Source organism: Chryseobacterium sp., assembly GCF_008014695.1.
GTDB lineage: Bacteria > Bacteroidota > Bacteroidia > Flavobacteriales > Weeksellaceae > Kaistella.
This window is the reverse complement of record NZ_VOXE01000001.1, coordinates 14,799-35,322: the sequence shown is the minus strand read 5'-3', so window position 1 is coordinate 35,322 and position 20,524 is coordinate 14,799. Positions and strand designations below refer to the sequence as shown.

At 38.8% G+C, this 20,524-nt stretch carries 16 protein-coding genes; 8 read left to right on the top strand and 8 right to left on the bottom strand.

Going from position 1 to position 20,524, the window contains the following annotated elements; genetic code table 11:
* Positions 1-6: 6 nt before the first annotated feature.
* Entirely contained in the window at positions 7-3,012 is a 3,006-nt protein-coding gene (locus FUA25_RS00160; protein WP_147755657.1) for a SusC/RagA family TonB-linked outer membrane protein, read from the bottom strand.
* Between the two features lie 599 nt (positions 3,013-3,611).
* On the opposite strand from FUA25_RS00160, the gene FUA25_RS00155 reads away from it, so the two are divergent.
* Complete coding sequence (locus FUA25_RS00155) at positions 3,612-3,875, top strand: helix-turn-helix domain-containing protein (RefSeq protein ID WP_147754880.1); 264 nt, start codon at positions 3,612-3,614, stop codon at positions 3,873-3,875.
* A 3-nt stretch (positions 3,876-3,878) separates the two neighbouring features.
* Here the strand turns inward: FUA25_RS00155 and FUA25_RS00150 are convergent, their stop codons facing one another.
* A complete protein-coding gene (locus FUA25_RS00150) occupies positions 3,879-4,091 on the bottom strand; it encodes a hypothetical protein (RefSeq protein WP_147754879.1) in 213 nt (70 codons plus the stop codon).
* 613 nt (positions 4,092-4,704) lie between these two features.
* On the opposite strand from FUA25_RS00150, the gene FUA25_RS00145 reads away from it, so the two are divergent.
* Complete coding sequence (locus tag FUA25_RS00145) at positions 4,705-4,947, top strand: hypothetical protein (RefSeq protein ID WP_147754878.1); 243 nt, start codon at positions 4,705-4,707, stop codon at positions 4,945-4,947.
* Positions 4,948-5,082: 135 nt separating this feature from the next.
* Here FUA25_RS00145 and FUA25_RS13375 read toward each other — a convergent pair whose 3' ends face one another.
* Complete coding sequence (locus FUA25_RS13375) at positions 5,083-5,211, bottom strand: hypothetical protein (protein ID WP_262712202.1); 129 nt, start codon at positions 5,209-5,211, stop codon at positions 5,083-5,085.
* A gap of 170 nt (positions 5,212-5,381) precedes the next feature.
* Between FUA25_RS13375 and FUA25_RS00140 the strand changes: the two genes are divergently transcribed.
* From FUA25_RS00140 to FUA25_RS00125, 4 genes are all read left to right on the top strand, one after another.
* Positions 5,382-6,791 (top strand): AAA family ATPase, encoded by a 1,410-nt coding sequence (locus tag FUA25_RS00140; RefSeq protein ID WP_147754877.1) that lies wholly within the window; start codon positions 5,382-5,384, stop codon positions 6,789-6,791.
* 5 nt (positions 6,792-6,796) lie between these two features.
* Complete coding sequence (locus FUA25_RS00135; protein ID WP_147754876.1) at positions 6,797-7,762, top strand: DUF4435 domain-containing protein; 966 nt, start codon at positions 6,797-6,799, stop codon at positions 7,760-7,762.
* Positions 7,763-8,098: 336 nt separating this feature from the next.
* On the top strand, positions 8,099-9,052 hold the full coding sequence (locus tag FUA25_RS00130; protein WP_147754875.1) for an AAA family ATPase: 954 nt from the start codon (positions 8,099-8,101) through the stop codon (positions 9,050-9,052).
* Between the two features lie 8 nt (positions 9,053-9,060).
* Positions 9,061-11,754 (top strand): S8 family peptidase, encoded by a 2,694-nt coding sequence (locus FUA25_RS00125; protein WP_147754874.1) that lies wholly within the window; start codon positions 9,061-9,063, stop codon positions 11,752-11,754.
* A gap of 212 nt (positions 11,755-11,966) precedes the next feature.
* Here the strand turns inward: FUA25_RS00125 and FUA25_RS00120 are convergent, their stop codons facing one another.
* The 3 genes from FUA25_RS00120 to FUA25_RS00110 all read right to left on the bottom strand — a co-directional run bounded on the left by FUA25_RS00120 (position 11,967) and on the right by FUA25_RS00110 (position 18,207).
* On the bottom strand, positions 11,967-12,863 hold the full coding sequence (locus FUA25_RS00120; protein ID WP_147754873.1) for an Mrr restriction system protein: 897 nt from the start codon (positions 12,861-12,863) through the stop codon (positions 11,967-11,969).
* Positions 12,864-12,887: 24 nt separating this feature from the next.
* A complete protein-coding gene (locus FUA25_RS00115) occupies positions 12,888-16,106 on the bottom strand; it encodes a type ISP restriction/modification enzyme (RefSeq protein WP_147754872.1) in 3,219 nt (1,072 codons plus the stop codon).
* Positions 16,107-16,347: 241 nt separating this feature from the next.
* On the bottom strand, positions 16,348-18,207 hold the full coding sequence (locus FUA25_RS00110; RefSeq protein ID WP_147754871.1) for an ATP-binding protein: 1,860 nt from the start codon (positions 18,205-18,207) through the stop codon (positions 16,348-16,350).
* 250 nt (positions 18,208-18,457) lie between these two features.
* On the opposite strand from FUA25_RS00110, the gene FUA25_RS00105 reads away from it, so the two are divergent.
* Positions 18,458-18,751, top strand: coding sequence for an exodeoxyribonuclease VII large subunit (locus FUA25_RS00105; protein ID WP_147754870.1), 294 nt, complete (start codon positions 18,458-18,460; stop codon positions 18,749-18,751).
* 354 nt (positions 18,752-19,105) lie between these two features.
* Here the strand turns inward: FUA25_RS00105 and FUA25_RS00100 are convergent, their stop codons facing one another.
* Positions 19,106-19,771 (bottom strand): hypothetical protein, encoded by a 666-nt coding sequence (locus tag FUA25_RS00100; protein ID WP_147754869.1) that lies wholly within the window; start codon positions 19,769-19,771, stop codon positions 19,106-19,108.
* Between the two features lie 54 nt (positions 19,772-19,825).
* Complete coding sequence (locus FUA25_RS00095) at positions 19,826-20,035, bottom strand: hypothetical protein (RefSeq protein WP_147754868.1); 210 nt, start codon at positions 20,033-20,035, stop codon at positions 19,826-19,828.
* Positions 20,036-20,163: 128 nt separating this feature from the next.
* Here FUA25_RS00095 and FUA25_RS00090 point away from each other — a divergent pair, with 128 nt between their 5' ends.
* Complete coding sequence (locus tag FUA25_RS00090) at positions 20,164-20,379, top strand: multiprotein-bridging factor 1 family protein (protein ID WP_185146623.1); 216 nt, start codon at positions 20,164-20,166, stop codon at positions 20,377-20,379.
* The last annotated feature ends 145 nt before the right edge of the window (positions 20,380-20,524 follow it).

Below are 20,524 nucleotides of genomic sequence, written 5' to 3'. Positions count from 1 at the left end.
GGTTTTTTAAAAGGTTAACTGCATTCCCATAGAGACGGTCTTCAGCGGAGGCAGGAATCCGGAAGTAATAAATTCAGGGTCTGCGCCGAAATACTTCGTCCAGGTCCACAGGTTTTGGCCCTGCACATACAGGCTGACTTCCCGTAAGACGGGAGTTCTCACAGGGATGCGGTAGTTCAGCTGGAAATTCTTCAGCCGGATGAAGGAGGCATCGCCCACCGCGGCCGTACTGTTTTTGAAGTTTGCCGTCAGGGTATTGGTCACAGCATTGGTTCCCGGTGTATAAGGCATAATGATCCCCCCGGGATTGGTTGCCGACCATACATTCAGGAATTCAGTGGGTTGATTGACCATTACTCCCGGAGTACTCATCGTTCGGATGTAATTCCAGTTCTCCTGTTTCACGAACTGCAGGAGGAAGGAGAAACTCAGATTCCGGTAGGTGAAGCTGTTCTGAAACCCGCCGAAATATTCCGGACCGAGGGTGCGCAGCGCCTGCGCATCGTCCGGGGTTGATATCTTGCCGTCCTTATTATAATCAGTGAACTGGTACTGCCCAGTGGCGGGGCTGATGCCCTGATAATCCAGGAGCTTTACGGCGTAGATCGATTCCCCGACCACATAGGTATTGGCATAGGTAGAGCCTTCAAGCCCCGGGAACGCGAGCAGCCTGTTGCGCGGCATACTGATGTTGAAACCAACAGACCACTTCCAGTCTTGACCTTTGAGGGGAGTCCCCGCCACTTCCACCTCCATTCCGCTATTCTCCACAGTTGCCCCCAGATTGGCCAGGATGCTTGTGAAGCCTGTGGTCGTAGGTAAAGGAATCCCAATCAGCTGGTTCGAAGACCGGTTGCGGTACCATGCTGCCGTAACCTGAAGCCGGTCCTTCCAGAAGGCCAGTTCTGCAGCTGCTTCCAGCTTGTCGGTCTTTTCCCAGGAGAAACCGGGGTTGTAAAGCCGGGAAGGATAAAGGCCCGGAATGCCGTTATAGGATGAAGAACCCAGCGTATAGGTATCCTCATACTGGAAATCCCCGATGGCATCACTTCCCGTCCTTCCAATGCTTCCTCTGAGTTTGGCCAGGGAGAGCCACGGGATCTCCTTCAGGAAAGGCTCTTCGGACAGGATCCATGCAGCACCGAGCGCCCCGAAGTCAGCAAAACGGTCAGAAGGGCCGAAGCGGCTAGAGCCGTCCCGCCTCGCGGTAAGGTTCAGGATGTACCGCTCCTTATACTGCCAGTTGGCCCTCCCGAAGAAGGCGGCATACCGGTACCGGGTGTCGCTGAAATCGGAAAGCGTAATGTTGGTGGCTGCTGCAATGTTCTGCATCAGGGCATTGCTGGCAAAACCGGTTCCCCGCATGGCGGAAAGTTTAGAACGGCTTTCCTGAAAGGTCATTCCTGCCAGCACCTCAAGGCTGTGGTTGCCGTACTGCTTCTTCCAGGAGACCTGCGGTTCGAGGAGGTAGGAAAATACGGCACTTGTGCCGCGACTTGCGGAGGAGCTGGCCGGGCCCGCTCCCGATGCGGACGCAGGACTGTAAGCGGTATTAGGAATCAGCGAATATTCTTCCAGGTCCTGCAGGGTAAAGCCGGTGTTCAGCTTCACGGTAATATCTGTAAGAGGCTTATACCCTACATTCAGGTTCTGACTCAGGGTTTTGACCTCATTCAGGTAGCTGGCGTTCAGCTGTGCCAGCGGATTGTTAAAGGTGTTGTTCTGCCAGTTCAGATTTCCTTCGGCATCGTACAGCGCCGGTGCGTTCGGTGACAGGCTCAGTGCCCTGTTCGTAAAATCCGTTGCCAGATTGTTGTTCACCGCGGCAGAAAAGGTGTTGCTGAGCCCCAAGGTAAACTTGCGGTCTGCGGAACGGTGGCTGTAGCTTGCGGCTATCGTATTCACCTTATAATGCTGGTCGCCGGGGAAGACCGATGTCTGGTCCTGATGTCCGGCACTTACTGAAAAGCTGTTCTTTTCCGACCCGCCTGCCACCGACAGCTGCACGCTCAGTTGTTCTGCAGTCTCCCCGGTCAGTGCCTTCTGCCAGTCGGTGTAGCGGCTGGTATCCCAGGAGCCATTGATGTCATAGGCATTTGCCGGCAGGGCGGTAACACCCACATTGGCGTATGCCTGCCTCCGCATGGTGATATAATCAGCGGTATTCATCATTTGAAGCCGGTTCGTGGCTCTGCTGTAGCTTTGGCTTGAGTTCAGGGTTACCCGGACCGGGCCTGACTTTCCTTTTTTGGTCGTGATCAGGATCACTCCGTTCCCGCCCCGGCTTCCGTAGATCGCCGTGGCATCGGCATCTTTGAGTACCTCGATGCTCTCAATGTCATTGGGGTTAATGCTGTTGAGTGGGCTGATGCTGCGCACCGGAATAATTCCTGCCGAATAGGTCGTGGAGAGCTGTACCGCCCACGGAACCCCGTCAACGATATAGAGGGGACTGTTGCCGTCGTTCAGGCTGTTCACCATGTTCCGCAAACTGTTGCGGCCGCGGATCTGAACATCGTAGCCTCCGCCCGGAACCCCGGAGTTCTGCGTGATGTTCACCCCGGCCATCCTGCCCTGAACGGCGGAGAGGACATTGGTAACGGGCTGGTTCTCGATGTCCTTGGCGGTGACCTTTGAGATGCTGCCCGTGCTTTCCTTGGCCTTTACTTCGTAGTAGCCGGCATTGAGGACGACCTCTTTGATCTCGCTGACCTTTTCATCCGGGGAAAGATCAAAGACGGTCTGGCTGCCGATCTCCTCGCGCCTTTCGCCGAAGGACGGGTGGCGGAAGAGAAGGACGGGCTGTTCGCCTTGGACTGTAAGTTGATACGTTCCCGAGGCACCGGTAACGGCGGCCACGTCCCTGCCCTCTTCGGAGACGGTGACGCCTGAAAGGGGTTTGCCGTCCGCGGTGACCGTGCCGGAAACGGTATGGGTTTGGGCGTGGGCCTGCGAGCAGAGGACGCTCAGGAGCAGAATGATTGGAATGGTTAATTGTTGGTTTAGTTCCATAGTTTTTTGGTTAGACACGAGACGAGGTTCGAGATTCAGGATATGGAATTTGGTTTCGTGTTGGGTTAGAGGCAGGAGCGGTTGCAGTGCACCGATGGCGGTGGATTGGGTGCTCCTTTTCTGCATTCATGCATTGGATTTTTTCCACAGGGGGGGAAGGCACGGTAAATATGGAATCCCCTTACCTGCTACAAAAATTGATATGAATGTAAAAATAGGTCCCGTGAAAGCCGGAAGGCCGCAGTGGCTGTGCACCCCACTGTAAGTTTCTAACTGTGCGAAACTTTATGGAAAGCTGGCTTAGGATTGTTGAGAACTGGGCATAAAATAAGCGTGGGACTCAACTTACCGTATCAGAGGTACTGGTATACCCGCACACAGATAAGAGAGCCCACGCCCGGGACGTGAGCCTTCTACTTATCCTCTCGTGTGCTAAAAATTACCAGTTTTCTGATACGAGATTCTAAGCGAATGCTTCTTGTTTTTATTTGAAGTGTCGCAAAATTACATTTCTGTAATCGATTTTCCAAATATATAAAATATAGCAATGTAAACCAAATGGATTACAGTAAAATTTAGTTTTTACTGTAAAATTGCTTATGGCAAAGCTGACCGAAGAAGATCACCTTCTTAAGAGTAAAATAAAAATTCGCATGAATAACCTTTTAGAATTAAAAGGACTCAATCAGGCAACATATGCCTCAGAAGCCTATAAAGACAGGCAATCTGTTAATAGATGGTTCAATGAGAATAATATGAGAGGGGTGAGCATTTATTCAATAAATAAGTTTTGCAAAACCATTAACATTACTCTTGATATATTCTTTGATGATCCATTATTTCAACGCAATGACCTTAAATAACTCTCAAACTTTTGGTTGAAAAGCCACTTTCCCAGCGATTTTATTTTCACATATATCATATTCGATTTCTACCAAAAAATCATATAGTTGATATAAGCAATATATGCGATTACCCACTTCCCTAGAATTCTTAAACTCGCCATCTAAAAACACCAAAGAAAACTGCTCGCTATCAGGAAGCAATGTGAACTCATAGAAAGGTAATTTCTTCTGCATTACAGAATACACTTATTTGTTTATTTGCTTATAATATCTTTCAGAACATTGCTCCAATAGGACATTTGTCTCTTGTAATTCTTTACGGAGTTCTCGTACCCATACTGCTAAAATAAACAATAAAACTATGGCAACGATGTTGTAGATTTTTAGGGTCTTCATTTAAATTAATTTAGGATAAATTTAGGATTTTTGCAGATTGTGATGATGCACTTTATTTCCGCTACGTAATATTCTTGACAATTAATTTAAATATAATGACTTGAACTTCTCTAGGTTCAGGCCCCATACATAATATTGTATCACAAAAAAGTTAGTTTATTATTTTTATACCTTGGATTCCCCGTTTATTACGACTCTAGAACTCTCCTTCAAACATCAGAGCAGTACAAGACAGGAATTACTTAGTCGTATAGAAACAGCATTATTTGTTTTTATGATTATATCTGTATGAACTGATCCAGAGAGTCCGTTCGACGATTTATGAGAAATAAAATATATCTTAGTGGTTAGAAATATGCTTTACAGCTATCAGATAAATCCCTACCAATTATGTTGTATTTGTCTGATGATGTAAGATCTATATAAAAGTTAGCCGCTATTTTACGAGAAGATGAGAAAACCAACAAGTTTATTTGCAGTAACGTTTCTATTTATTTGCTCCTCAATATTGGGACAATCTATAGAAAATAAATTAATTAGATTTGACGGGCTTTATCAAACTAGATGTGATTATGAAGGTGATGATGAGGGTGAAATGTCATTTTTGAGATTTTATCCAAATCAAAAAGTAATTGGCGTTGGAACTGAATGTGGTGCTACAGCATATGATTTAAAAGATTGGTTTAATCCTTAAAAAGAATATGTATCTGCCGGGAATTATGTTATTAAAAGAAGAAAACTACTATTTCATACTACAAGTAAAGTTGGAAGAGTGAAGTACAAGGGTCGAATAATGCGAAATGGAAGTATAAAAATTAAATCTAAAAGTTTAATAAACGGATACAATGGTCGAGAAACTTATCAGTTTGTAGAAATAAATCGTGAAGAATAAAAACAGCTGGTAACAGCTTGGTAAACGCCATTGCTGTTTCGTGTAAAACTCAAGAGTTTTTTTCATATTTTTGCTTACGGTAGCCGGTAGATTCCGATTTTATTTCCGAAACGTCGCCTACCAGCGAATAAAGATTTTACGCCAGTTCTTCTTTTGTTATATTCACATAATCCAGTTAACATAATCCCCGCCAACAGAAATACCCAACCGTTTGGCGACATTTTAAAGAACTACTTATGAACAACTTGAAAAAATTTTCAATTAGAAATTTATTTGGATATCAAAATATAAATTTGGTATTTAATGATGACAAGCTTATTCTAATGGGTGAAAATGGTCTTGGGAAAACGTCTATCCTAAATTCAATTTATTTTACTCTAACAAAAAAATGGAATAAACTTTTAAAAATTAATTTCGAAAGCATTTATATAAAATTTGATGATAATATTGAATTTGAATTTTCAAAAGAACAATTATCAAGCTATATACAATATTTCAATAAAAAGACAGAATATCGTTTTGGTGGCCTAAAAAGTGAAATAATTAATAAGTTTAATCCCGATGATTTGACAGAATTTTTAAAGGAAAAAAATTATTACGAAAATTTTTACTCATCAAAAGTAGATAGACATAGAATCATCTTAGAATATGTAAGAAAATCCAAATTTCACAAAGAATTTGAAAGTCCTATCCCTTTAGGTTTAGCCGTTGAATTAATCGACCAAATTTATAAGAATAATAATTATCAATCTTTAATTGATCTAATAAATTATATTGACAACAGCTTTAGTAAAAATATTTTGTATTTCCCAACATATAGACGAGTTGAAGAGGAACTTCATAACTTAGGAAAAATACGGAAAGTAGCATCTGATGAACTGAAAATTTTTTGGGATGAAGATGAAAAAGAAGAGACAGAAGAATTAGAGGAAGAAACTCTAATTCAATTTGGTATGGAAGATGTTGTAAAAAGAATTCAAAGTATAATTGCAGAGATAAATGAAAGTTCTGTAAAAGGATTTTCACGAGTATCTGCCGAAATTTTGCATCAACTTCAAGAAGGTTTTCCAATAATGACAAAAAGTGAACTTCTAGACATAAACCGAAATAATATTGAAATAATTCTAAACAGAGTAAAAAATAATTTATCTTCTACAGACAGAGAGAATATATTGAAATTGTTGGAATCTGGTGAAATTGTTGAAAAACAAGAACTTGCATATTTTCTTATAAAACTAGAAAATATTTACTTGCAACAAAGAGAATTAGACAATTCTATTAAGGTATTTGAACGAATTTGCAATGAATATCTTGTCGGAAAGAGATTCATATTCGACGAAAGTAACGTAACTCTTTATATTTATAATAACATCACTGATGACAGAGTTGAATTAAATCAATTATCTTCAGGTGAAAAACAGATTGTTTCTTTATTCTCAAAAATTTATTTAGAAGAAAAAAATGATTTTTTAGTATTTTTCGATGAACCAGAGCTTTCACTTTCAATAAAATGGCAGAAGCAATTACTTCCGCATATTTTGGAATCAAAAAAATGTAGTTTTCTACTTGCAGTAACACATTCTCCATTTATTTTTTCTAATTACTTAGAAGAGTATACAGTAGGTTTAAACGTATTTATAGATTAAGAAAAATGAATATTGTTGAAGAATCTAAGCAAGAGCTAGAAACTAAACTAGTTGCTTATACTGAATTCATGTTGGATTTTAAAAAAGATAATAATTCTGTATATTGTTTTTATGAAGGAAAAGAAGATAGAAGCTACTATTCTGTTCGAATTGATTTAATTACTGGATCTAATATGCAAAAATTTCATTATACATGTAATGGTAAAAGTAATGTTATTGGTATTGAGAAACTTTTGAAAAAAAATTCGGTGTACTCTCAATGTAATCTTTTATACTTTATTGATAAAGATTTTGATGACAACCTACATATATCGAATGAGATTTATGTCACAAAGTTTTATGGTATAGAAAACTTCTATTCGGTTGAAGAATCATTCAAAAATATTTTAATAAATGAATATCATATTTCACCAAATGATGAAAACTTTTCTAAATCTTTGGAGTTATTTAAAGCCAGTCAAAATGAATTTCATTCGAAATTGTTAAATATTAATAGTTGGCTAGCATGTCAAGCTGACTATAGAAATATTAATAAGACTAGTACAAGGTTAAATATTGATGATTCTTTAAGAACATATTATAGCAGGGACATTTTTGAAAATTGTGTAAAAAGTAATTTTTCGATTAATTTGGATTCAGACATTAATGATATTTCAAAATTTTCAAGCATTTTTCCGTCAGCACCTCCAATATCAAATGAAATTGTAAATGCTAAAATATCGCTATTCAGTTCACTAAAATATGAGGAAAATTTTAGAGGAAAATTTGAATTAAAATTTCTGGTTTGTTTTTTAAAAAGGTTTCAAGAAGATATAGCTCAAAAAAATAGTACAATTTTCACAAAAAGGTTTTCATCTTCATTACGTTATGAATATGCCACGATGATTTCTCAATTATCAAGTTGTGCGATAACCCACGACTGTTTGAAAAAATATATTGTCGACAATACTATAAATAAAAACGTCGCCTAATAACTAATATGTGTTGTGTGTAAGCTCCCCATTTTCAGTACGCTTCAAAAGTAGAATTTTTTATTGATGTTTTGCTGTTGCTGTTGGATGTTGGAAAGTGGGCAAAAACCGTAGCGCCCACGGAGGCAAACTTTTCGGCAGTTGGCCCTCCGGTAAACTTCTTGAGATAGCGATCTATCGAGGACCGAATGCACTCTTTTGCATTGTCTTAAATACGAGTTAATGGTTAATTAATTCTATACTTAAACCGTACTGTTTTCGGGGGTGCTTTCAACAACAACATTGCTTCTTTAGATGTAAATAGATCTTATAGGAAAAAAGTGTAATTTTGCGTAAATGGCAAAAGCTGAATACATAATATCTTTAATTAAGTCGCATTACAATAACGAACCTGAACGTTTCTCAACAGTAGCTTTGCAAATAGCTGCTCACGAGGCTAAGTTGGGGCATACCTTTGTTGCTAACGAAATAAAAAACATAATAGACAAAGCAAAGGAAACTAAGCATAAAAATAAAATACTTGCCCCTGATTTACAAGGTTTAATTCAAGAAAACGTACCTGCCGTAAATCTTTCAAACATTATTGCCCCCCAAGATATTAAATCAAAAATAAATCGTATAATTTCAGAATTTGTACAAAGAGACAAACTTCTTAAACACGACTTGGAAAACCGTAGAAAAATTATGCTTTCAGGCCCTCCGGGGACGGGTAAAACATTAACAGCTTCTATTGTTGCGAACGAATTAAAACTACCACTTTATACCATTTTGATGGATAAAATGGTGACAAAATTTATGGGGGAAACCAGTGCAAAGCTTCGACAAGTTTTTGATTTGATTGAGCAACGACAGGGTGTTTACCTATTTGATGAATTTGATGCTATTGGTGGGGAAAGAAGCAGAGACAATGATGTAGGCGAAATGAGAAGGGTACTAAATTCTTTCCTTCAGTTTATTGAAAGGGATAGTTCGGACAGCCTTATAATTGCCATTACAAACAATAAAGAACTATTAGACCAGGCTCTGTTCCGTAGGTTTGATGACGTAATTTTATACAATTTGCCAAGTTCGGAAGAGAAAGAAGAATTGCTCAAAAACCGACTTGCCCAGTTTGCAAAAAAAATCAAATTTAAAGATCTACTGCCTGACATAAACGGCTTAAGCCACGCTGAAATATCGCTTGCCTGTATTGATGCCATTAAAGAAACGGTTTTGAATGAAAAACAACCGATGAATAATGAGTTAATCTTAAAAGCAATTAAAGATCGTAATGCAGCATATCACAAATAATTTAGCGAATGGCATCATACAAACACATTTTTATAGAAAATGTAAGAAGTAGCGAAAAATACAGAGCACCTCCTTCAATGGGTGCGCAACCACGAATACCCGTTAGAAATAGAGTATCTCAAAGCCAAAAATTATTGCAGCAATTTGATGAGATCTGGCAACAGAAAGAGCAAATTGAACAACAGCGAGGAGCTGAACAAGTTGCAACCCGCGAGGGAACATATATTTCATTTAACAGTGCCGCAGGTCACGATTTAATTACAAAAAGTTTAGAAGACCTAAGACAAGGCATTCGCTTATTGAACATCAAAGAAGTTCCACTTATAGAAAATCAAACGCAAATACGAGCCACTGTGTATGTTCCCAATGGCAAAGAAGGTGTATTTATTAGTAAAATCAACTCTTATAGCACAAAGAATAATACGGCTATTACTTTCTCAAATTCGATAGATCACGAAGCCGCTACTACTGCAATTAACCAAATCGGTAACAATATTAGCCTCAAAAGTATAAAAGATAATGTTGTTGGCGGAGTGATTAAAACCAAATCCTTAATTAATTTACCAGTTGGACAAGAAGAATTCTTTATAAGTGAAATTACAAGACTCTTTCCAAATACCACAATAAAAATAACACCGTCGAATGCTGACTTAGTAAATAGTATTGAAGATGTAAGTATTGCGTTATTAGAAGGTCTTTGGACTGATAATCTACAGGCTATTCCTAATGAAAATAAAAAATGGTGTGAAGCTTGGTTAAATGTAAATACTAAGGAAAATCAAGAACAACAACAAATAGCACAGTTTCTTATTACACTTGAAAATATAGGTATAGAAGTAAAACAAAACAGTATTATTTTTCCTGAAAGAGTGGTTCTTTTAATATATGCAAACCGGGAGCAATTGCTGGAATTAATGTTGCAAAGCGATCTGTTGGCAGAATTCCGAGCAGGGCAAGAACCAGCAGGGTTTTGGGTCAACGAAAGCAACATTGAGCAACAAGTTTGGGTCGATGATTTATTGCAAAGAATAAATATTGTTGAGAGTAATGTAAAAGTCTGTCTGTTGGATTCCGGTGTAAACAATGGACATCAACTTTTGCTACCTCTTATCGACGATGCAAATACTTTAACAGTTGATAATGCATGGGGAACAAATGATCACGAAACTGGGGCAGGTCACGGTACGCTTATGGCAGGAATTGCGGGCTATGGACAGATGGAACAAATACTACTTTCGTCTGATTCCATTCAGCTAACTCACAAATTGTGTTCAGTAAAAATCTTACCAAATCGCGGGGGAACTCCAAAAGAATTATGGGGAGATGTGACAGCACAAGGGATTTTAAGAGCAGAAATTGAAAACCCAAATATGGTTTTGATTTACTGTATGTCAGTAACTTCTCCTGAAGATGTAAACATGGGCAGACCATCTTCGTGGTCGGGTGCGATGGATAATTTGGCATTTGGCGAAGGTGAGAACCAGCGGTTGATAATTATTTCTTCAGGAAATATACGAGACGAAGAATCGTGGCAAAACTATCCCGAATCAAACTTTACATCTTCTGTCCAAAATCCAGCGCAGGCGTGGAATGTTTTAGTAGTAGGAGCACATACTGAAAAAGTTCAAGTATATGACACTAGTTTTCAAAACTACACACCGGTTGCAAAGGAGGGTGAACTTTCACCATATAGTTCTACTTCATTAATTTGGGAAAGAAAATGGGCTATCAGACCGGATGTAGTTTTTGAAGGTGGAAATTTATTAAGAGCCTCCGACAATAGTATTACTGGACATATAGATTTAGAACTTCTGTCCACATCAAAACAATTTAATACAAGAGGACAATTTGATACCATCTGGGCAACAAGTGCAGCAACAGCGCAGGGATCTTGGTTCGCTGCTAAAGTAGCTTATGAATATCCGAATGCTTGGCCAGAAACAATCAGAGGTTTAATTGTTCATTCCGCTAATTGGAATGCAGCAATGCTGTTACAACTACATACTCAACCAGGCAACCGAGGGAGTTATCGAAATTTATTGCGAACTTTTGGTTATGGTATTCCTGATCTAGAACGAGCACTTTATAGTGAGGAAAGTGCATTGACCTACATTGTACAAGACTACATTCAACCTTTCAATTTTAAAGAAGGTAGCAGCACACCTGAAACCAATGAAATTCACTTTTTTAATTTACCTTGGGCTAGTGATTTGCTATTGGAAATGGGAGAAATACCCGTAAAACTAAAAATTACACTATCTTATTTTATCGAACCTGGAGCAGGCGAAATTGGCTGGAAAGACAAGTATCGTTATCCGTCCCACGGTTTGCGTTTTGATGTGAACAACGTACACGAAACAGAAAATGTTTTTAGAAGTCGTGTCAATATTGCTGCACGAGAAGAGAATGATGAGGTAAGTGGAGATGCAGGTAGCAGTCGTTGGGCAATAGGTATAAACAATCGTAGTACAGGTTCCATCCATTCTGATTTTTGGGAAGGTACAGCTGCCGCTTTAGCAACTTGTAATCATATTGCTGTTTATCCTATTATCGGTTGGTGGCGTGAACGAAAACATTTAGGAAAAGTAGAAAATAAAACCCGCTATTCGCTCATTATTTCCCTTGAAACACCGGCACAAGACATCGAACTATATACGACGGTTAAAAATATGATTGAAGTTCCTGTCGAAATCCCAGTATAGCTGTAAATTCTAGTGAAGGCCTTACATACTTAATATCCGTGTATCAGGCATTGATATCAGCCAGCTTTAAGCCCAGGAATTAGATCTTTTAGCAGCAAAAACAGGTTTGAATTAACTTTCTATAGCGCTATTCTATAATATTGTGGTATTGCCGATAAACGGCGTCGTAAGATTCAGCAATAGAGTGTTCTTTTACTAATGAAGACAAATCATCACTCTCCAACAAAATATATAGGATGCAACGGTAAATAGGTCTTTTGCGCATCTTCTAACTTATCGTAGTACGACTGCCAGAGCGACACCAACCGTTCAAAATCGATCAGTTCAATATGCTCCCTGCTGTCACGCGCTTCTTTTATTGCCGGTTTAGAAAAGGTACCTGAGGTCACAAATATTCCGACATCCGTGTTCCGTTTTAAAGTTCCGGCTAGTTTCTGCACCTCGTCGCTTGAGATGGCATCGTTAGGCCTGTGTTTCACCTGCACAATAATCCTCGGATGCCTCGTTCCTAAAGGATCGGTGTAGGCAATGATATCAATACCACCGTCAGGCCCTCTCTTAGCGACTTCTGAAATATAATACCCCATCGCCTTCAGCAGTTCCGCTACTAAATCCTGAAATTCATAAGGGTTTTTGGCGCAGATATAATCCCGGATTCCGTTGTAGGCTTCTTCTTCATACTGACTCAGTAGTGATTTCTGCAGCTGGATGGTATCTTCTTCACTGCCGTTCCCAAGATCATTTTCGATTGTATCTGCAGCTTTTCGTTTTCCATCCCACTCGCGGTACAGTTTTGTTGCGGTATAAAGAAACTTTTCCGGTCCCAGTGCCATTGCTTTTTCTCCTTCTTCTGTAATTGTCCAGATTCCTTTTTGCTTGCGCAGGAATCCCGCTTTCATACAGTCAATGGTATAAAAATGAAGAATCGATTCCCAGCGGATGTAGCCTGTTTTTTCGTAACGGTGGCTTTCGTATTCATCAAACTTTACCGTCTGACGGATTTTATCGACGACCTCCTTCCCTCTCATTTCCCCACCATTCGCAATGATAATTTGAAATGCGGCAAAGATTGTTTTCTCGGCAATCTTTTGTGATCTTGATTTTGACATGTTTCTTATTTTATTACCAGCTTTTTAAAATACCTCGGCTTTAATATCGATGACTTTATCTACCTCTTTCATCAGCCTATCAGTCTCGGTAAGTGCGACAATAATCTTCTGATAATGCAGAATATCATCAAACTCAAGCATGCGATCTTTGCGGTCTTTCAGCCATTTTTGAGCAGGCTGATAGCCACCAATGTAGAAGTTCCAGGCGACTTCCGGCACATTGTCAAAGTATTGCGCTTCGTTGATATAGACATTACCGTCTTTGTATATGATTTTGCCTACGATATTGCTGCCGTCTTCGGGATACTGTGTGATGTAGTTTTCGACGTCAGGACTTTCCAGCAGGTGAATCTGGCGGATCTGTCCGCCCAGTTCTACCAGCTTCCAAAACGTATCGGCGTTTTCAGGGTAAGGCACTCGGGGGAAATCGATCTTTAAAAATTCTTTGTATTTCTCTCTGTAAGCGGGCGAATGCAGTACGGCGTAGATGTAATCTAAAATGTCGATAGGTGTGAACGCACCCTCAACTCCTTCTGCTAAATCACATACCAAATTTTCTTCCGGCAAAAAAACGTGGTTGAGTTTCTTCTCCAACTCTGCAACGATTTGCATATTGAAGTTAGGGATTCTTTCTTTTTGATCTTCAATAGAAAGTTGGCCCTTTTTTTCTGGATAGAGATAAAGAGGAAACAGATTTACACCGCCACGACGAAAAATATTTGCATCCACAGGATTTTTAGATACTGTTGTAAGGCACCATTCAATATTCCCGACAGCTAAGCCTTGCCTGCCAATACCAATTAATAAATTTTTTTTATTTAGAAAATTTTGGATTAGTTCCTTCCTTGGATAATCCATCATTACATAACTAAAATAACAAGGTCTATTATCAAACGGTCTGTAATTACAATTAATTATTTTGTTCTCCCAGTCATTATCATTTTGAATAATGCTTCTTGCCTTTTCTAATTTCCAATCACGATTATCCTTTAATGAGTATTTTTTATTTAATTCTTCATTTATAATAGAACTATCTCGCAAATCTAATGCTCTATTATATATATTTTGTTTATCAAAGTCTATAGAAAAGTCATCCCTATGAGTTTGGAAACCCATCACATTTACTTTAAAAAGTTCGACTGGATTTATTCCTTCATTGTAAAGCTTGTAAGCAGATTCATCTATTTCTTTAAAAATATAACTGTTTGCAATGGGTATTACAGTTTTAAATGAAATGGAACTTAACTTATTATCTAATAAAAAATTATATTTATCATCTCGCTTTCCATACAAATCGTAATGAAAAACTTGGCATAATTCATTTGGTTTTTTATTTCCTGTTTTTACTAATAGATTTATCGAAACTCCCTGTTCTATATCAAATACATTAACATCGGGTGAGCCATCTGGTGAGGTTTCTTTTTTTTTGTTATTCCCGTGCAGGTCTATCGTATAAATCTTATCGTACGTTTTCAATAGATTCCAACGCATTCCCCGAAAAGTAGGATTGTCTAAAAAGCCGTGAGGATTGATAAATGCCAATACCCCACTCCCATTCTTCTCAATAAAATGCTGGCCATAGCGCAGAAACTTGACATAATCATCATTAATGAACTTTGAATTTTGTTCTTTCAGTTTTTCTTTTCCGCCAGGTTCTTTTTTATAATCCTGCATCAGCTTCATTATCCACTCCCCTTTATTGGCACTCTCGCCACTGTACGGTGGATTACCAATAATACACATCACGGGCGAATCCCGTTTGATGTGGTTGGCTTCATTGGCTTCAGCACTCAGCCAGTTGGCAAACAAAGTTCCGGTATCAGGATGGCTTTCTTCCAGGCTGTTGGTGAGATACACCCGCAGTCTCTGGTCTTTGGTCGGTTTATAGCCCGTTTCTGTCAGCAGAAGATCCATCTGTAAATGTGCCATCGCATAACTCGCCATCATCAATTCAAACCCGTTCAGCCTTGGCAAAAGATGGGTCTCTACATAGTTGCTCCAGATGCCCTGCTGCCCGCCAAACTTTTTGTGAATGTGCTTTACCACTTCTGCCAGAAATGTTCCAGTCCCTGTTGCAGGATCGAGGATCTGTACTTTATGCACCTCCTTTTCTACCGTTTTTATATTGTCGGTGTACCGTTTGTCGGTCGCCTGCAAGTTGACTTTTATCTTGGTCTTGCTGGTGTCTGCCAAGCCTTGCGGCAGATCAAAGTCCGATTTTAAAATATCATCTACCGCCCGAACAATAAAATTAACCACCGGAGCCGGCGTGTACCAGACACCTCTGGCCTTTCTCAGTTTAGGGTCATACTCACTCAGGAAGGTTTCATAAAAATGGATGATGGGATCTTCCATCTTGGTACTGCGACCGTAGTTTTTCAGAATCTCTTCTACATTGCACGCCAGGAAGATTTCTACCAGACTGTCTACAATCCACTTGATGCGGTCATCGATATCGGGACCTGCAATATAGCCGAACAGTTTCCTTAAGAACGGATTTGATTTTGGAATGAGTTCCGCCGCTTCCTGCCTGCTAAACGTAGGCAAGGTAGGATCATGAAGTCTTGCTGCAAACATTCCGTAAGCAATGGTTTGCGCATAGACGTCGGCAAAACCTTTGGACGTAATATCGTGGATCAGTAACTGTTTGAAAGCATCCTGCTGTTCTTTGAGTGTACTGTTGCTGGAGGTTTCTTCGTCGCTCGTCAGGGCTTTCTCTATCACATCTGAAAGGAGTCTGGCTTTTCCGGCCATCATTTCTGCCAGCTTTTTTGGGCTTTTGATGGTTTGCCCAATGTGGGAGCCAAAATCTTTGATCAGGTTTTCAAAACCTGCAAAGTTTTCAGGATGTGGCACGATCTGATGCTCTACAATTTCGCCCAATGCTATTTTGGTCACAAACTCCCCATTTCTGTACAGATGAAAATCTAAATAATCGGTGAAAATAATATTATTAAGGGAGGCCTTATAGCGATCAAACTGTTCTTTATTACCCGTTTTTTTAAGTCCGCCTAAGTCTTTATCACCAATATCTTTGGCTTCAATAAAACCTACAGGAATATCTTTTTTGGTCAGGATATAATCAGGCGCACCGCACGATTGCCTTTTGGGCTCGTTGGTGGCCACAATGTGCGGAATGATTGTTTCGATCAAAGAAGCCAGATCTCCACGAAAAGTATGTTCTGTTGCATTGCCTAACTGATATCTTTGGTTGAGGATCGTGAGATACTGCTGAATGTTCATTATTTAGTTTTATTTCTAATGGAAATCAAAAATAATTAAATTTATTGGTAACAGCCTCTTTTATATGATATTCCGTGGATCGCTTATTTACAAAGGTCAGAATAAATGTGCCGGAACACGGAGCGAAGAAGCGCGAGGAACCGATGCTTATATTTTCCACCTACGCTACAGTAAATGAATTGCGTAAACTATTATGGTTCTAGTTGTTTACTGGTAGCTATCTTAGGACTCATTTTACATTTTATTTTTTCGTATATGCCTGATTTGGATGATTTGGCATTTCAGGATATTGGTATTCGAGTTCTCCATTTTCAATCATTGGTTTCAAGAACTTTCGTTTTAAATAATCCTCACGTTTTAAAAGTATTCGTGCTATTTCAGTGGACTTAAAATATTGACCCGTACAGATCTCCATAATGATTGATTTGAGTTTTTCATTATCATTAATTCTTTGACCCAGACCAGCAATCTTTAGCTTTAGTTCTGTACTTATTCTTGTATCAGCTAGTGTACTAACAGCAACAGCTGGTGTACTAAGAACAATAACTGGTGCACTAAGATCATTAGCTGGTGCACTAACGCCATCAACTTGTGCACTACGAGTGCTTAACTGATGTACATCAATATTTACATATTTTTCTCCTGGTATATAATAGGTTGCTTTACCTTTTCCCTTCTGATCTAGAATTTCTTTACGCTTTAAATCTCTTAAATCCTGAGAAGCTTTTAGGGTATCAACAGTGTTAAGCTGGCGATATGCATTATTGTCAATAGCTCCTAGCTCTTTCACAAAAATTAGCGCTTTTTTTTGATCCTCATTCAGTGCGTAACTATCAAATAAAGTTAACCAGCGGATATCTTCTACTCCAAGAAAATGATGTAATAATAATCTAGCCGTAAACTGATTTCTACCATGGTCACTTTCAAAAGTAGGAGGCATCAACTTCGCTTGGGACATCAACGTTCTCATAGACCGGATCCCGGACCCTTTTGTTTCTGCGAGGTTAGTTTCATGAAAAACGGCTGCAATAAATGGGTTTCTGTTTTTAGAACCAGGTTCCCCTAAAAATTCTTCTGGTTTCAGCGAAAAACCCGGGTTTTTGATTTCAATACGGTTACTATACCTAATAATCTGGATCGGTTGATTTTCTCTATAGGTTCTATGTATAAGTGAATTCACAATGGCTTCGCGCAATACCCTACTCGGTAATCCAATATTTTCTGCCTGAAGTTCACCTTCTGGCAATAAAAAACCTTTGGGTAAATCATCTGTTATTTGACTAAAAATTCGCTGTACCATTTCTAAAAGTGATCCGCGCATATCTATCGTTGTAAATCTATTTTCAGGATCTTCTATCCAAACATTTCCTGGTACTCTTATATAGTCCACACGCACCATTGGCATAAGTCTCCTATGAGAACTTCTTTTACCAAATAACAGTAAGCCCGCGTAGGTAAGATAAATTGCATCTTTCTCCTTAATAATACAACCTAATGAATGTAACAAATCAACGTCATCGTATTGTAATTCTTCAGCAAAAGTATTTACTTTAGCTCGTAAGCTACGATACAGTTCTACAGCCTCCTCACTAATATCATCCCAAGAAGATTTCTGAACTATGGAACCATCTAAAGAATCATCATTATTAAAAAAAACAAAAAGATCATCGTCCGTACAACGTTGATCACTGGAACCGATTCTTCTATATGCACCCCGAGGAAGTCCTTCATTTTTAAAATATACAGGCTTTTGTGTATCCGGAAGTTCAGGAACAAAAACAGATATTACTTTTTTTCCATCTATTATCTCGACCTTAATTTCCGGACGTATAGGAATATTAAACATACTTGCACACTGACTACTGAGATCAAGCTGCAATTTATCTGTATCTAACAGATCTGTCAATACATAGGATGGGAAAAGAGAAGCTTCTTCTTGTTCGACCCCCAGTACAAGATAGCCTCCTCCTAAACCAGGTTCGTTGGAAAAAGAATTAACCGTCTCCATAATTGATCGGTCGATAGCAGAAGCTCGTTTAGCTTCAATCCAATTACACTCATCAGTAAGATTAAGTTGCTGTATAAGGTCTTTTACTTCCATATTTAAAATAATAACTTTATTTATACACTATCCCTATATTTAGTAAGAAAATTAATGCTTCACCTTCCAGAAGACTCAAATGTACTTTATTTAACTGAGCAATTTTCGGGAATTTTTTTATTAATATCTAGTATCGTGAAATTAAAGTTTTTCATTTGATACAGTGTACAAATCAAATATACGGATTGCAGCAATATATTTTGAATCACAGCAAAATTTGTAAATTCGTTTCCAATTTCTAAACTTATAAATGACAGACCACCTCACCCTTTCGGAACTCAACGGCCTTATACAGTCGGCGCTCAACAGTGCGCTGGGCAGCCGGTCGTTCTGGATCGTGGCGGACGTGACGGAGCACCGCTATAAAGAAGCCACCGGTTACCACTATTTTGAATTCGTGGAGAAGGACCCGAACACGAACCGGATCGTGGCCAAAATAAAAGCCAGCGCGTGGGGAAATGCATCGCAGAGAATCAGGGCCTTTGAAACCGCGACCGGGCGGAAGTTGTTTAAGAAAATATATGCATTAGTCTGTAGGAATTAGGTACCAGCGAAACCGGACGCAACAATGAAATTATTCATGGAGAATTCTATCTTGACCGATAAACAGTAAATTTCACTTCAGCAATATCATAGCAGAGAATTATGAATTGTCTGCCTTGAAAAAAGAAAAAGGGTGAAAAACACCCTTTTGAAATAAAATATGCGATTGGTTACTATTTTTTTCTATTGCCCATTAAATTAATTATAAATACTCCCGAGTCAAAAGCCAGCAAAAGAATTAAAATAAGATAAGTAACTTTTGATAAAACAATACCCTTATTAAATAAGTTTTCATATTGTGAAATTAACAGAAACAGTAGCGCTATTTTATAATATATTAAATTAATTTCCCGTTTCATATCTCTAAATTTAACCAATAATAATAACTCTGTATTGATACCGAAAAACATGCAAAAAGAGCTTTTTTATCATCCGGGCTGAGATTGGACTGTATAACCTGTTGTACGTAATAATCTGTGATCGCTTGATATTCATCAAAACTTTCAGATTTCATTGTAGCTGAAAAATATAAATTTAAGATATCATAAGTATCACTTGTCATGAGGTTCGCCTCTTTGTACTCATCCAACATTTTTACATAATCATAGTTAGAGTTTTTGTAATTATTGGAAATCTCATTTATTTTATCACGCAATTGCTGAAACTCTTCGCTACTATATAACAAATTATAATCAATAGTATTAACATTTGGTATATTTTGTCCAATCCAATCAATTTCCGGAATAGCAGTTTCAGACATATATGAGCTATTTAAATCTTGATTATGAAGTTCTCCAAAATTTTCTATATAATCGTATTCTGAAGGAAAATCGTACTTTACTGCATGTCCATTTGTAGGGTTGGCATTAAACGTCCCCTTACAAGATCCGCCTGTTGTGCAATAAGCTGCATAGGATCCTCCAGCAGCACCAATAACTCCCGAAACAGTCTGCACAACTGCATAACCTGTTCCTTCAGACGCTAGGCCGACAGCAAGAGCAAGATGATGCGTACCCGCCATTGCTGCAACAGCACCTCCTGCATCACCACCTGCAATTGCACAAGCTTGCCCAACCTATTGCCACCATTTCTTGCCATTAACAACATTACTGTTTGGTGCATATTTGAAATTCTTATTAAATGAAAGCAGGTTTGATTTCAAAGTAACTGCATTTGTAGAAGACGGTTCAGGTTGTAAATCCATACTATTCCTACCGTCCTGTGTGCAATTAGATAAACTCAGCATTAATGCAAATGCAGAAATGGTCAATAATTTGTTTTTCATCGTTTTTCGTTTAAATTAATTAAATGGCTTTTTATATTCTATAATTTGTCAAAATTGAATTATTGAAATTTTCCACACAATTCCGTTTTGGAATATTCGGTATATTTGCATTTGTATTTTACTGGAAAATGAAAGATTTAGGGTATATCATCAAAAAAATGCGTGAAGATAAAAATCTTTCACAAGAGGAATTAGCTCATGAATTAAATATCTCGCAAAGTAAATTATCAAAAATAGAGAACGGCAGGTTAAAACCAAGTCTGCTTTTTTTAGTTACTGCCTTTAATTTTTTTTCATTAACACTGAACGACTTAGCAGAATTCCTTCAAAATTTTCAATTATAGACTTACCGAAAAGTCTTTGAGGAACTTCAGGAAACACGAAAGCGACCGAGTCTGAAGAAGTGTTGGTGGACGACTTTGGGAAAAAGGTGAAGCGCGCGGCGGAACATCCGGAGATCTGCAATGCGCGGCTGAAAGAGACTGAGGA

Bases quoted from the DNA above. Each gene is read 5' to 3' on its own strand.
- FUA25_RS13375 (WP_262712202.1), bottom strand. From the start codon at position 5,211: ATGAAAAAAACTCTTGAGTTTTACACGAAACAGCAATGGCGTTTACCA.
- FUA25_RS00140 (WP_147754877.1), top strand. From the start codon at position 5,382: ATGAACAACTTGAAAAAATTTTCAATTAGAAATTTATTTGGATATCAA.
- FUA25_RS00100 (WP_147754869.1), bottom strand. From the start codon at position 19,771: ATGGCGGGTACGCATCATCTTGCTCTTGCTGTCGGCCTAGCGTCTGAA.
- FUA25_RS00160 (WP_147755657.1), bottom strand. From the start codon at position 3,012: ATGGAACTAAACCAACAATTAACCATTCCAATCATTCTGCTCCTGAGC.
- FUA25_RS00130 (WP_147754875.1), top strand. From the start codon at position 8,099: ATGGCAAAAGCTGAATACATAATATCTTTAATTAAGTCGCATTACAAT.
- FUA25_RS00110 (WP_147754871.1), bottom strand. From the start codon at position 18,207: ATGGAAGTAAAAGACCTTATACAGCAACTTAATCTTACTGATGAGTGT.
- FUA25_RS00105 (WP_147754870.1), top strand. From the start codon at position 18,458: ATGACAGACCACCTCACCCTTTCGGAACTCAACGGCCTTATACAGTCG.
- FUA25_RS00135 (WP_147754876.1), top strand. From the start codon at position 6,797: ATGAATATTGTTGAAGAATCTAAGCAAGAGCTAGAAACTAAACTAGTT.
- FUA25_RS00095 (WP_147754868.1), bottom strand. From the start codon at position 20,035: ATGAAAAACAAATTATTGACCATTTCTGCATTTGCATTAATGCTGAGT.
- FUA25_RS00115 (WP_147754872.1), bottom strand. From the start codon at position 16,106: ATGAACATTCAGCAGTATCTCACGATCCTCAACCAAAGATATCAGTTA.
- FUA25_RS00120 (WP_147754873.1), bottom strand. From the start codon at position 12,863: ATGTCAAAATCAAGATCACAAAAGATTGCCGAGAAAACAATCTTTGCC.
- FUA25_RS00125 (WP_147754874.1), top strand. From the start codon at position 9,061: ATGGCATCATACAAACACATTTTTATAGAAAATGTAAGAAGTAGCGAA.
- FUA25_RS00145 (WP_147754878.1), top strand. From the start codon at position 4,705: ATGAGAAAACCAACAAGTTTATTTGCAGTAACGTTTCTATTTATTTGC.
- FUA25_RS00090 (WP_185146623.1), top strand. From the start codon at position 20,164: ATGAAAGATTTAGGGTATATCATCAAAAAAATGCGTGAAGATAAAAAT.
- FUA25_RS00150 (WP_147754879.1), bottom strand. From the start codon at position 4,091: ATGCAGAAGAAATTACCTTTCTATGAGTTCACATTGCTTCCTGATAGC.
- FUA25_RS00155 (WP_147754880.1), top strand. From the start codon at position 3,612: ATGGCAAAGCTGACCGAAGAAGATCACCTTCTTAAGAGTAAAATAAAA.